Annotated in this window: 11 protein-coding genes; 4 read left to right on the forward strand and 7 right to left on the reverse strand. The window is 57.9% G+C overall.

What is annotated here, in order from left to right; all coding sequences use genetic code 11:
* Positions 1–662 precede the first annotated feature (662 nt).
* Complete coding sequence (locus tag L0U83_RS23000) at positions 663–1853, forward strand: hypothetical protein (protein ID WP_233886392.1); 1191 nt, start codon at positions 663–665, stop codon at positions 1851–1853.
* Positions 1854–1897: 44 nt separating this feature from the next.
* Here the strand turns inward: L0U83_RS23000 and L0U83_RS23005 are convergent, their stop codons facing one another.
* A complete protein-coding gene (locus L0U83_RS23005; protein ID WP_233886393.1) occupies positions 1898–2119 on the reverse strand; it encodes a hypothetical protein in 222 nt (73 codons plus the stop codon).
* 185 nt (positions 2120–2304) lie between these two features.
* Between L0U83_RS23005 and L0U83_RS23010 the strand changes: the two genes are divergently transcribed.
* Together L0U83_RS23010 and L0U83_RS23015 are read left to right on the forward strand one after the other, a co-directional pair.
* Complete coding sequence (locus L0U83_RS23010) at positions 2305–3051, forward strand: hypothetical protein (protein ID WP_233886394.1); 747 nt, start codon at positions 2305–2307, stop codon at positions 3049–3051.
* Between the two features lie 73 nt (positions 3052–3124).
* Positions 3125–3589: a hypothetical protein gene (locus L0U83_RS23015; RefSeq protein WP_233886395.1), complete on the forward strand. Its 465-nt coding sequence runs from the start codon at positions 3125–3127 to the stop codon at positions 3587–3589.
* A gap of 1325 nt (positions 3590–4914) precedes the next feature.
* Here the strand turns inward: L0U83_RS23015 and L0U83_RS23020 are convergent.
* Complete coding sequence (locus tag L0U83_RS23020) at positions 4915–5844, reverse strand: hypothetical protein (RefSeq protein WP_233886396.1); 930 nt, start codon at positions 5842–5844, stop codon at positions 4915–4917.
* 1289 nt (positions 5845–7133) lie between these two features.
* Between L0U83_RS23020 and L0U83_RS23025 the strand changes: the two genes are divergently transcribed.
* Positions 7134–8132 (forward strand): protein NO VEIN domain-containing protein, encoded by a 999-nt coding sequence (locus L0U83_RS23025; RefSeq protein ID WP_233886397.1) that lies wholly within the window; start codon positions 7134–7136, stop codon positions 8130–8132.
* A gap of 43 nt (positions 8133–8175) precedes the next feature.
* Here the strand turns inward: L0U83_RS23025 and L0U83_RS23030 are convergent, their stop codons facing one another.
* From L0U83_RS23030 to L0U83_RS23050, 5 genes are read right to left on the reverse strand one after another with little or no spacing between them, the layout of a single operon-like run.
* Positions 8176–9090, reverse strand: coding sequence for a LysR family transcriptional regulator (locus tag L0U83_RS23030; RefSeq protein WP_233886398.1), 915 nt, complete (start codon positions 9088–9090; stop codon positions 8176–8178).
* 9 nt (positions 9091–9099) lie between these two features.
* Positions 9100–9435: a ferredoxin gene (gene fdxA / locus L0U83_RS23035; protein ID WP_233886399.1), complete on the reverse strand. Its 336-nt coding sequence runs from the start codon at positions 9433–9435 to the stop codon at positions 9100–9102.
* The gene (locus tag L0U83_RS23040; protein ID WP_233886400.1) at positions 9435–10169 is read right to left on the reverse strand and encodes an enoyl-CoA hydratase-related protein; all 735 of its coding nucleotides are present in this window, start codon (positions 10167–10169) and stop codon (positions 9435–9437) included. Before L0U83_RS23040 ends, fdxA begins: the two co-directional genes overlap by 1 nt.
* Before the next feature lie 35 nt (positions 10170–10204).
* The gene (locus L0U83_RS23045; RefSeq protein WP_233886401.1) at positions 10205–11386 is read right to left on the reverse strand and encodes a CaiB/BaiF CoA transferase family protein; all 1182 of its coding nucleotides are present in this window, start codon (positions 11384–11386) and stop codon (positions 10205–10207) included.
* Complete coding sequence (locus L0U83_RS23050; RefSeq protein WP_233886402.1) at positions 11383–12768, reverse strand: FAD-dependent oxidoreductase; 1386 nt, start codon at positions 12766–12768, stop codon at positions 11383–11385. The genes L0U83_RS23045 and L0U83_RS23050 overlap by 4 nt, the downstream gene beginning before the upstream one ends.
* Between the last annotated feature and the right edge of the window lie 23 nt (positions 12769–12791).

Genomic DNA, 12791 nt, shown 5'->3' on the forward strand with positions numbered 1-12791 from the left:
CTCGCGAGCCATCTTCATCCTGCATGAATCTCTCTTATTAACTAGTTACTTAGGATACCGACATGAATACTCACACTTCGTCCAACTCTTCGAGTTCGCCACGTTCTCTATCCATGGCCGGGCTAACAATGTGCCGATCGATTTACGACGCGCAGGGCCTTTGTGATTGTGTCGAGTTGGATGTGGGGGCACGAGAACAAACTCAGCCTCGAATCTCGAACCACTCCATCGAAAACTCGTCCGATTTAGTCAGCGAGAGTGAATCCGACCATGAAACCTACGTGTTCCGGTTTGCGACTGCCCCTCGCGTAGACAGGCAAGCGATCGACCCATGCAATGCCCAATCGGTGCTCACGTACCCTATGGATAGGCACATGCAGAAGCTCATAAGAAATCTCCGAATATTGCATACCTTGTGTGGTGATACTGAAGAGGTTCCAGATACAACCAGACCTGAAAGGCGTGCGGAATTCGACCGGGCCGTCTGCAAATGGAATATGAAGAGGAGAACGCTCGAGATGACGGCGACAACGAGGTCGCGTGCAGGCGAAGGTCGCGAAAAGGTTGAGCCGCTAAGCGGAACCGGAAATGTGTGGCCGCAGTGGCAGCCGCCGCTGCAACGCCGCACCCGTTCTTCCAGAGAAATCTGAGAGGCATGCACCATGGCACGCAAGGAAAGTATTCAGAGACTGATAGCAGCAGGCTGTACAACGACTGAGTTTGGCGAACGCATGTTTGGATTCCAGATGCCGAATGTATGCGTTATTCGCGGACCAATTATCGATGGTCGCTTGCCGGAGCCCATGCCAGAGGACATTGACCTCTACATAGTAACCGGCCCGCTGACCCCTCTTGTAGCGGGTACGCTCGCGCTCGCGAGACTCGATGCGCCTGTACTTCTTTGCCCTGACGACGGACTGGCCGAGAATGATCCAGAATTCCCGGCGACCACCGAACTCCTTCGATCATCGGAAGTCTTTGCCTCCAATTCGATCGGATGTCTCGAGGTCTGTGGCATTCAGTTTCATGCCGCACAGAGCGATAAGAGTGCCAACTTGAGTCACCCGGCCAACGACGTAGCTGCAAGCTCCCGCGCCTCAAGCACGCGTCGCACGCGGAGACACTCGACCGCCATCATCGAGCAAGAGGTCTCGCCGTGGCTACCGCATGCCGTACTTTCACGAAAGCCCTTGGACAAGACTGAGGCAGATCCAGTTCAAAGAGTGAAGGACCGCCTGCTGGCCATCGGGTCCGCGCTACGGCACCCGGGAACCGAGGCACCGAAGGAGGACCCCCTGCCCTGGATTTGCATCCACGATTGCGGTGGCGACGTGATATCGACATGCGCAAATCCATTGTCGGGCGCCACGGAGATGAGCCTGTTTGAACACAAATTGCGGCCTCTACCGAATGCACTACAGACGGCAACTGCAGCTACCGTCTCGCTATTTGATCCGCTGTTTTCCATCGCGTCCGAACATACCCTGTTCCCCCACCGTCACATACAACCAGACGTTCCGTACCTCAGCAAAGAGTTCGCTCTTTGGTGCGCCGGTGTCGTGGCGGGAGGTGACGTATTGACCCAGACCGGTAGACGCTATGCCATCGAGGCATTCCCGCTGGATAGACTCACAGGGCGTAGCAGAATCTACATTGGACTAATGGTAGAGGGCTTGCTGAGCACTGAGATTCCCGAGCTGAAGAAAAAGCTCGCAGCGCGCTTTCGCGATCCGAACGCATCGGCAATTGTGTTCGATCTCATTCCCGTAAATGACCTTGAAGGCGCGAAGGAGCTCGTGCCGCATCTCTCGAGAGATGCAATGGACCTCGCGTTCGAGGCAACGAGGCACTAACCGGATATCTGTCCCATGCGGTTCGAGGTGTCGTAATGGCTAAATCATCGAAACTTGCAGATTTCAGCATCAATTTGGCCGACGCGGTTGGTCAACAGTACCTCAAGGAGGAAGCAACCGTCTGGTTCGTTGGTGAAGATTCGCTTGTTCGCCCATTCGCGCGGCAAGGACGATTGAGGTTTGTTGTACAAATTCCGAGTCGAGTTTGTGTTTATGTCCATTTCGAGAACTGCACCAACCCCTTGTGGCTCGTCGAAGATGTCCATCCACTGTCTCTCGTCTACTCGCCAACGCTCCTCATAACAGCCTCCGATAGGCTGCATCCGTTTCTCATGTATATAGGTCCGACGATATATACGCCGTCAATCGACCACCTCGCGGAGCTTATTGATGTTACGTCGATTAACACGTTCCTCGACGACATCGAATCGCTCTCGTCATCGAGATATCCGTGTTGCGCGGACAGTTCATCGGCATTGAATGCGCTATTCCAGGATTGGCGAACAACCTACAACCAAACGCTGCGCAGGGAGGCAACATGGCAAGTGCACTGAATCGATCAAGCGGCCCCGAGCGAAATCCATTCATCGTTACAGAAGCAGGGCTGACCCCAGATAGGAAGCCGGGCCTCTTTCGCGAAGTGCCTCTTCCTATGTCCGTCGCAATCGACACGAGTCCCTTGCAGTGTGCGCCCGAGCGCTTTATTCCCCGTGGCCTTCGGTTCGCCTCCGAAAAAGCACGTGCGCTGACGTACCTGCAACCATCGATTTCCATCGACCTCGCACACGCGCTCACCGCGATGGTGTATGGATTCAGCGACTGGCTGGCGCTCGAAGCAGCTTACGATCAGGCACGCCCGCTCGGTCGATATGTCTCGCCCGTTGACGAAGACATAGATCGCGAACGTCAGCGTCTGCGGCGCCAATGGCAAGTACGCGTCCTGCAAGTCGCCGCTGGCCTATCTCGAACGGCCGCAGTTGGACTGCAGCTCGACTGGAAGCCAACGTCCCGACAATTCGATTATACGCAGCCACTGAGGCCAATTTCCGTCTCAATTGACACACGAATATGCCGCTTCAGCGGAACGATCACTTTGGCATCTGTTGCACGCAGGGGTAACAAAAAGCTAAAGGCTCAGCGTCGGTCTCGTTCGAAGGGCTCCGACATAGATACCCCAAGTGCTGCATCTGGCCGCTGACATCTATCTTTCCAAACGTTGACGCTGGGAGTTTCACTCGAGTCATTGACTCGATCAATCAATGGAGGCTCTGATGAGCTCAATTCCGAAAATTTCAGACGATGAGTACGAGTGCTTTACCTGCGGAAGGATTTTTACCACACGCGTGTTCGAGATTACTCGTGAGTGGGACCGCGTTCACTACTGCACGATATTACCCGAGGTCGAGGTCGAAGAGGCCTACGGTCTGGAGTGCTACTGCTCACAGGCTTGTTTGGTTGCCCGCAGAGCCAACGTTATGGCGAACGAGAGCGTGCCGATTCGACCTGCCGGTCTTGAGCCAATCGAGACTTGTGCGAGATGCGCTGGGCCCGTGGATATGTCGGAGTTTCATCTCGCCTATGTCGAATCCGAAACGATGATGAATGGCTTCGTCGGGATAACGCTAGATTGCGAATACCTCGCGGTAGTTTGCAACCGCTGTCTGCCTCGTACGCTAGGCTGCGAAGAAGTCGTCTCCACGCCGGAAGCGCTAGCGCTGATAGTGGCGAGTACCTGACTTGCGACCTTTCGCGGGCCGTGACTGTATGTCCGGACGGCAAAGAAGAGCTAAGGGAACCGCCGCGTTAGCGGAAGTCGATACGTCGCGGCGGCCCGGATGTTTAGCCAAGAGACTGCGTAACTTCAGGCTCATTGGGACGGTTTCAACCTGCGAAGATATTGCGCAAAAGCAGTTTCGTCTTTTAGGTTACGCCGTCGATTTCGCGTTGCAAGCGGCGCACTGACCACAAGGAATAGATTCTCGTTCGCCTCTGCGCCGTGACGCGTTAGCCAGATTGCTGTAACTAGCCGCTCCGGGACGTGAAGCAGCCTGACTTGAAAAGGCGCCTCTTCATCCTTCACGTTACGGTCGAGCCAAAGCGCCGCCTTATGTATCGCCCCGGTGATTTGTGACTCCAGAAGCCCACCGACCTCGGGGGCGGATTGCGGTCGCCCCTCGGAGTACCTAGAGATCGCGTAGTAGGCTGGTTTGTCACCGCGATAGATTTGATGGTGAAGAATGTCGGACTCTTTGCAAGTCTGTGGAAGTTCTTCAACGACGCTACCGGCATCGGGTTGATCGAACTCCGCAGGAAGAGTGAGTATCCAGACGCGGTAAGTCTCGCCCAGTCGATGTATTGGATCTCGCCTGGGTTCGTAACGTGGATGCCGACGTAACCATCTCCCCAGTTGGCGGGCGAGGTGTTGCGCGTGGTCATCTTTAAGAGGATAAGCGCTAGCCATTTTGTTGAGCCCTGAATCCGTACCATGAGTACGTCCAACTGCCGGTCCCCCAATATCCACCTGCAAGCAGGTTGAAGCTTAGCGGCCCCTCCCCATAAATCGGATCCATAATGTACACGTCTCTGTCGTCTTCGAAATATCCGACGATTAGTGCTGTGTGAGCAGTCTGGCCCCACGCAATTCGATATTGAACGGGCCCGTTCCCACTGGTAAGCAAGTTAATTACGTCATCTATATTCAGAGGCCCTGCCGACACCGTACTATCAGTTGGCGACTGAGAGAAGCTGATATGCAATGCCCCATAGGCGACCGCTGGATCGCAGACGCTGTCACAAACTGCAGCACTTGCGCATCCAGGCATAACCTCGCCAACAATTACGTCAAGAGTTTGCGAGGTGCTGGTCAGAATCTGCTGGACCATCTGGGCGCAGCATGCCCAGCACAGATTCGCGTAGTGTCCACTGGTTGAATACCATTGCGAACCGAATTTCGCTGAGGGTATCGTTTGCGCGTTACCGCTCTCAGTTCCGTCGAACGGGACACTAGGCGAGGGATAAAGGGCAGAATCAGATATCGGTTGCCCTTGTTCGGAGAATATGGTCATTTCGGCGCTCCACCGCTGCCGGAAACGTTCGACACTTGTGTGCCGGTGCATTGGGGAATCTGACCATAGTGCTGTCCGTCGGTCATCGGGCCAAATGGCTGTGCGACGCAAAGTCCCAAAAAGCTGTTCGAGCTATCGTCGAAGGCGTATAGCCCCGGCAGAAGTATCTGGGGTGGAGCGTAAGCGCCGCCTGCGGCATGTCCGCCGCCGCCACCGGTAGTACCGCCGCCGCCACCGACGCCCTTGATCGATCCAATTATGCTCGCGACGCTAGCAAGCGTTTCCGCGACCTTGTTGTCGGAGCTGCCATTCAGGCTCGTGAGCATCCAGCCATTCTGAAAACCCAACTGAATGCTAGATGTCCCTATCAGTCCGCTATGCACGCTGACAGCCATCGGGTGGCTATAGTCCGGCAGGTAGATGAGTTTTATAACGTAATTCGAGTTGGAACTGGCAACGTAAAACGAGGTATCGCCGGTCGACGCCGTGTTCGCGTCGCTCGTCCCACTCGGCGCCCCGCCTTTCCCGGTAGTATCGGATGCGGGAGCCGCTGCGCCTGCCGCATGAGTTCTCGCGGGTGGTTGCCCCCCGTGCTTCGCATGTTGCGCCGGTTGAACCGGCTGGGCCGGCTGAGGATTAATTGCGCCGATAACCGGCGGTGCACCGCCACCTGCAGCAGCTGGAGGTGCACCTCCAGGAGATGCTGGATTTGCGGGTGCAGGCTGAATTGGATTCTGCGCCGTATCCGTGCCGTCCGTTGTAGCTGCCGGCATCTCGACAACAAGAAGGTATGGTTTCGGTACATAGTATCGAAAGCCCTCTTGCTGCCCTGTAGGTGCACCATCCTTGGTAAGTGGAATCGCGCTAATGCCGGCGCAGCCGGAAACACCAGCTACAACGATGACCATTGCCATCCGCTTCGACATTTGTCCCCTCCTGCAAGTGTTCTTCGGCCGTCTGATTTTTACCGACGTCAGCCAAGCTTTTTCAAGAGGGTATGCGGTCAGTTTGACTGCGCAACCAACCAATGCTGCTCGATGTGCGCTTCCGCACAAACACTAGTTTGAAAAGTAAGCCGCAAACAATGCGTATTGCGTACGCATTGTACGGACGAGCACAAGTAGAGGCCGATCCCGGGGTGTCGAAGCGCTTTATTTGACTTCGGAATGTAATGCTTACGTTAGCAATATGAAGCCAGAGCCTCAAGTTTGCCGTTGACTTGCAAGAAGCGTGTGAATTCGCCCTTGTGCAGATCGTTGACTGCCAGGGCTCAAGGGCGCACGCTTATCCGTGCGCCCGCTCAGGGCGAAACCACACTTCAGGCGACGTGAGACGGCCAAATCAGCATGGATCGCGCGGGTCACCCCTATGCGATCCGGTTAGCGCCGGCTCGACAATGTGTCGCTAGCTCATGCCACTGTCCGAGCGACGCAGGCGCGCTCAGCGGCTCACGCTTAGCAGGCTTTTGAAATACACCTCGCCGATGCGCGGCAGGTCTTTCCAAAGAGTCGCCGTGTCGGTTTGGTCCGTGTCGATTTGACGCCGAGCGCCCTCAATTCAGGTGGAACAAATGCCGTCTCCTCGCCGATTTACGCTTCTACGTCGCTCTGCCCGCGAGCGTACGCATACGCGTGAGGTTGTAGGCCGCCTGAGTGAGCAGGAACATCTGCTCGACTCGGTCCCGGCCGCGACGCTTTTGCCCACCTTTCGCCGAGAACTGGCCTAGCGCACCCGCAGCAATATTGTCGACCACTGGAAAACGCTTCGCCTGCACTATCTTCCCGAACTAGCACGTGACCTTCCGTCGAAACCTCATAGCCAGTACCTTTGGACGCGTACAGACCACGTCGGGGCTCGGCGCGCAGGGGGACAATGCGTAACCCTCCCTCGCCGATAAGCTGAGGCGACGGGTAGCCATGAGCGGATGGTCGTCATCCGTCTCATGGATAGCGTCTCGCCCCTGAATGAGAATGCCGATCGCATGACCTGTCAAATTCGGGTAACGCGGAAAAAGGCAACCGACGCACGCTGCTTCGAACGGACATCATGTCGCCAACCACTACGTGGGTGGCCACCTCCTTTTGTAAGTATCCTAGAATACGCTCGGACTAGAAACGCCATGGGCAACCGAAGCCTGCCAGCCACATGCGACAACAGAGGCAGCACCACAACTCGGCGCGGCTAACGTTATCAAAGAGACAAAGTCGGGGAAAGAATGGCCACAGCAACGCTATGCAATTATGACCAAAGGGAAATCACCATCGAGGAGGCGATTCGGCTGAGGCAGACGGCTCGTGCGAATGAGCTCCCAACGCTGACCTTCGCCTGTACAGAATGCGGTCGCCCGGTTCGTCCGCATCAAGGCGGTGGCCATACTCCCGCTCATTTTGAGCATTTGCGGCGCAATAGGAATTGCTCGTTAAGCCACAAGCCGACGGACCGGACGCATCGTGCACCCAAACACGCTGGATCGGTCGACACTGCGGAGCTAGCGCGCTTAACCGCTGGAGGCGACGACTACATCCGCACCAAAGATGGGGAGGTCAAAGGACTTGCCCTGCGTCTAGATTTGAATGAAGGGGCTCCTGATGTCATCGTTGTCGGGAAAGGACCGCGCATCGAACATCGCGCGATGCTCTTGCGCGATACGCCGCATGGTGTTCCGACCTATGTTAAGCGGGGCACGAATTCATGGGAGTATCTCGGCGAATACAAGGCGACTGCCTACCGCATCGACGCACCGACGATTAAGCAGTACCGTGGCGAGCGCCCAGCCAGCGACATTGCAGGTATCTTATTTCTCGAATCCGTTGAAGCCGTTTCTGTAACCGTGCGCGGTGGTGGGTTTGCTGACCCGCAAACCAGACGGGAAATCGAAGAGGCCGCAATCAACTTCGTTAAGCAGGAGCTACGGGCCCAAGGATTTGCTGTCGAGGATCGCCAGCGTGAAAACTGCGGTTACGATCTCCTTGCCCGACGCGGACAGGAAGAAATTCTTTATGAAGTAAAGGGCGCAGACGCTGTCGTGCCGCGCTTTTTCATCTCGCGAAACGAACGCAGGTGCTCGATGCTGAATGAGAATTGGCGTCTAGCGGTCGTGACGTCTGCCCGTACAACTCCGAGGCTACACGTTCTGACGCCAGCGGAAATGGAAGAACGCTTCACGTTTGAATGCCTCGCATGGGAGTGCACGATAACAAATCCAGCAGACTGAACCGTGTTCGTTCTCGCCGCGCGGAAGATGTGGGCAGTGCGAATCAGGCTTCCTGCAGCGCCAACTCGATGTGCTTCAAACGCCTCGCCATACGGTCGAGAAACTCGATGGTAACGTGTGGCAACGCGCGCTGACTCGGCGCAATGATTCCGACGGTCAGCGCGTTGACGTTCTCGTCGTCGAGGGGGCGCCACACAACCTCACCGCGAGCAAGTTCGTCGACGAAAGCCAATTTAGAAAAAAATGAAATGCCTCTCCCGGACGCAATCAGCCGCTTGAGCAGTGTCGTCGAGTTACAGGTCAAGCTTGGTTGCAGCGACTCCCAGAACTCGGGGAAATCTGCCGTTACGACACCCTGAATCGGCGAGCGGCCCTCGAGCCGTAAGAACGCTTGCGAGCGGCAGTCGTCGAAGTTGATCCTTTCCCGCTTCGCGAGTGGATGCGACGCGGCCATCACCACGCCCGGAGGCAAAGACACTTCCACCATGATGTCGAGCCCCGCAGGCAGCTTCGTGATGTATGAGATGCCGAGGTCGTACTCACCGCTGACGAGTCGGGCAGGCACGTCGTGCGGCGGCACTGCGGCGATCGAGTACGTCACCGCTGGGTAGACCTCGGAGAACTCCTCGACCGTCGCGGGCAAAAAATCCACAAAAAGCGAGTCCATTGCGGCGACCGAGACGTGGCCGTTACGATCGCCTTTCAGGTCGTCTAGTTCGCTGCGCATCAGATGGAAATCGTTCAACGTCGCACGGATGTGCTGCAAAACGCGCTCGCCTGCGGCATTGAGCCGGATGCCGTTCGGAAGCCGGTCGAACAACTCAGTTCCCATCTCGGCTTCCAGTTTCAGGATTTGCCGGTTGACGGCGCTCGACGCAACGAAGAGATTCTGGGCTGCCTTGCGGATGGAACTGCACCGTGCTACCTCAACAAAATACTTCAGAACGTTCGCATGCATCGAGTTTTCTCAAGAGATGGCTTTCGGCGGTCGGGCAACTACCAGGGGATGATCGCACGCCGATTTACCCACGTCACCTGCACCGCCTGGCGACCCGAGCGCACTTACGCCCGTGTCGAAAAACTCCCGGTTCACGGCTGCAAACAATACTTCCGCCTCTGGGAGTTCCTCCTCATGAAAGATCGCCTCGGTCGGGCACACCGACACACAAATCCCACAATTGATACATTCGTCCGGGTGGATGTAGAGTGTGCGCTCACCCTCGTAAATGCAGTCGACCGGACAGCATTTCACGCATGCACCGTCCTTCACGTCGATGCAGGGCGAGGCGATAACGTAGGCCATCAGCGCCCGCTCCAGCGGGGTTTTCGCTTCTCTTGGAATGCCCGCACGCCTTCGTACGCATCTTCGGATTGCAGCGCTTCTACGAGCGCCGGCAGCCGCAGTCCCTGTGCTTCGACCGGTGAAAGCGTGGACGTGCGTCTCACGACCTGCTTGATCGCTTGTAGTGACAGCGGCGCGCAAGCAAGCACCGCGTCGACCCAGCGGTTGACGGCTGCATCCAGTTCAGCGCGCTGCACAACTTCGTTTACGAGGCCCATCTCGACGCCCTCACGCGCTGACACGCGACGGCCCGTAAGTAGCATCGCCATTGCTTGACGGTAGGGAATCTGGCGCTGCAGGAGCGTCATGCCGCCGTCAAGCGGCATACGCCCGACGAGCGCCTCAGGCAAGCCGAAGCTAGCCTCCTCGCATGCAATGACCAGGTCGCAACCCAGCACCATTTCGAAGCCACCGCCGAGCGCGTAGCCGTTGACTCGTGCGATCACGGGCACGTTCAGCGTCTCCCGTAGCGCAATGCCACCGAATCCGCCGGGTCGTGGCGCGGCCCAATATTCAAGGCCGCTCATCGACGGATTTTTCAGGTCGGCGCCGACACAAAACGCTCGTTCGCCCTCGCCGGTCAGGACAACAACCCGCACGTCTCTGTTGCGCTCAAGTTCCGTCCAGATCCGCTGCAATTCGCTTTCGGTCTCGAAATCGACAGCGTTTAGCGCCTCCGGCCGTGCGAGCGTCACCCTGGCGACGTGCTGATCGATTGAAAGTCGAACCGTCATAGAGCCTCCGTGGCAACGCCGTTCGCAAGGTCGCGAAGGACTTCCTCGGTATGCTGTCCAAGTCGCGGTGGCGCGCGCCGCAAGCCGACCGGCGCGCGCGACAGTTGAATCGGGCTGCCGATGAGGCGCAAGGTTTGACCTTCACCCTCGGCCTCCATGATCAGCTGGTTATGGAGCGTTTGCGGGTCAACGAGCGCTTCACGCAGATCTCGCACGGGCGCGCACAGCAGATCCTGTTCTTCGAGCCTCGCGAGCCAGAACTCACGCGAGTTGCTGGCGAAGCGTTCGCGAAAGATGCGATGCAACTCGCTTTTATGACGAAATTGCTCGTTCAAGCTGGCAAAACGCGGATCCTTCGAAAGGTCCTCGATCTGCAGCGCGGCGCAGATATCGCGCAGCGGATTTGGCTTGAACGCGCCGACGAGCACCAGCGGGCCGTCTTTCGTTTCAAATACACCAGAAAGTGGCATCGCAGCCCAGTTCACTTCGGAGTCCTGCATCATGATCATCGCGGCTTCCTGCATCTGCATCGCGAGCATCGAGTTATACAGCGACACGTTCACTTTCTGCCCCTCGCCGGTTCGCTCGCGATGCAGCAGCGCAAGCAGGATGCCCTGCATGAGGTGCATACCGGCCGAATAGTCAGCCAGAGCAGTTGGATAAACCGAGATTGGCAGCGACTCGTCAGCGCGGCGAGCCATCACACCGCTCATCGCCTGAGCGAGCACGTCTTGGCCACCCTTGTGCGCATACGGCCCGGTTTCGCCGAAGCCCGTCCCAAGTGCGTAGATGATGCGCGGATTGAGGCCAAGGCACGCTTCGTAGCCAAGGCCCATGCGCTCCATCACGCCCGCGCGGAAGTTGCTGACCAAGACATCCGCATCCGCGATCAGCGTCTTCAATGCCGCCATCTGCTGCGCGTCGCGCAGGTCAAGGGATACGCTCCGCTTGTTGCGATTCAGGCTACAAAAAATCGGGTTGTCAGTGCCCGCCACGGGCTCGAAGGTCGACCGGCTTAGATCGCCGGCTCCCTTGCGCTCGATCTTGATCACGTCAGCGCCGTAGTCGGCGAGCATCTGTGTGCAAACCGGGCCCATCATGACCTGCGTAAGATCAATTACGCGTACGCCCGAGAGTGGCAATTCACACGCATCGACTGTCTTATGTGCACTTGTCATGCTGCCTCCCGTGCCTCGATATGCACCGCAAGCGGTGGAATGTCCGCATTGGGACCCGCTTGGTCACCCGGATCCGCTCCCTGTGCACGCAATGTCTTCTGCAACGCGCGTACATCGACGTTGCGCACCGATGTGCTCGCGCTAAGCGCTAGGGTAGCCGCGACACCAGCGGCTTCGCCCATTGCCATGCACGGGGGAATTTCCCGCGACATCTTCTGCGCCTGTGACGTCGCCGAATAGTGACGCCCCGCGACGAGCAGGTTGTCCACTTGCTTCGGTAGCAGCACACGATACGGCATGTAGTAGTCGCGACCGCGCGCTACACTGTCTTCGAAGCGGGTACGTTGCGCGAGGTCTTCCTTTGTCATCACGTATTCGCCCTCGAGCAGGCGCGTCTGGCGTACGCCCGTTTGCGGCGCGACATCGATCACGTAGCAGTTCTCGAAGCCGGGCAGACTCTCGCGCACGAAATCGACAGCTGCGTGGATATGCTTGCGCCCCTTCGTTTCCGCGCGCGTAAGATCTTCAGGCTTGAGGCCGTCGAGGCCCGCCATATGCGGGCAGTTGCACCAGACGACGCCGGGTAGCGGCGTCTTGAGCCACCAGTAGCCCCAGGACCCACCGAGAATGCGCTTGATCTGACGGTCGAGCACCGCGTACGCTTCGGGCTCTTCGGCCTCAAAGCGTTCGGCTGCGTCGGTGTCCACGCCGCCCAGGCGAAACACCGTCGTCGTGATGTAGCTACCGCCGACATGGGGCACACCGGCCGACGCCGCCACATCGAGGTCGCCGGTAGCATCGATCACGACGTCGGCGAGAATTGCTTCACGGCCGTTCTTCGTATCGCAAATTACGCCCTTGACCTGGCCGTCCTCAACCAGCGTCCGCGAAAACCACGAGTGCAGCCGCAACTCGATGCCAAGCTCTTCGACCATCTCGAGCGCCACGCGCTTCATCGCATCGGGATCGAACGCCGCCGCGAAGCAGACAGGATGCGGCGTCTTCTGGCTGTGGAAGTCGAAGGTACCCCAGCGGCCCCACTGCCGATAGCTATCGGGATCCTCGCCCCATTCCTGCGCGCGCGGGAATACCGCGAGCTTGCGCGCGGCCATGCGCTCGATGAACGTCATGCAAGTGCCGCGTACCGATATCTCGCGCAAATGGTTGTCCCACATGTCGTCGAGCACAAGCACCATACCGCCCGAGGCGAGGCCGCCAAGGTGGTTATAGCGCTCGAGCAGGATCACGCGTGCACCGTTGCGCGCCGCGCCGATCGCAGCAGACAGTCCTGCTGGGCCCCCGCCGACCACAACTACATCCGCCTTCGCGGCCACGCGCACGTCGCGCGCGGGCTCCTGCAACCAGTCACTGACTGCGTTCATTTCGTCTCCTGTCAGAAGTGGGT

This window comes from Paraburkholderia flagellata, assembly GCF_021390645.1.
In the GTDB taxonomy this organism is placed as follows: domain Bacteria; phylum Pseudomonadota; class Gammaproteobacteria; order Burkholderiales; family Burkholderiaceae; genus Paraburkholderia; species Paraburkholderia flagellata.

Coding starts and splice junctions, on each gene's coding strand:
- L0U83_RS23000 (WP_233886392.1), top strand. CDS start 663: ATGGCACGCAAGGAAAGTATTCAGAGACTGATAGCAGCAGGCTGTACA.
- L0U83_RS23005 (WP_233886393.1), bottom strand. CDS start 2,119: ATGGACATCTTCGACGAGCCACAAGGGGTTGGTGCAGTTCTCGAAATG.
- L0U83_RS23015 (WP_233886395.1), top strand. CDS start 3,125: ATGAGCTCAATTCCGAAAATTTCAGACGATGAGTACGAGTGCTTTACC.
- L0U83_RS23020 (WP_233886396.1), bottom strand. CDS start 5,844: ATGTCGAAGCGGATGGCAATGGTCATCGTTGTAGCTGGTGTTTCCGGC.
- L0U83_RS23025 (WP_233886397.1), top strand. CDS start 7,134: ATGGCCACAGCAACGCTATGCAATTATGACCAAAGGGAAATCACCATC.
- L0U83_RS23030 (WP_233886398.1), bottom strand. CDS start 9,090: ATGCATGCGAACGTTCTGAAGTATTTTGTTGAGGTAGCACGGTGCAGT.
- fdxA (WP_233886399.1), bottom strand. CDS start 9,435: ATGGCCTACGTTATCGCCTCGCCCTGCATCGACGTGAAGGACGGTGCA.
- L0U83_RS23045 (WP_233886401.1), bottom strand. CDS start 11,386: ATGACAAGTGCACATAAGACAGTCGATGCGTGTGAATTGCCACTCTCG.
- L0U83_RS23050 (WP_233886402.1), bottom strand. CDS start 12,768: ATGAACGCAGTCAGTGACTGGTTGCAGGAGCCCGCGCGCGACGTGCGC.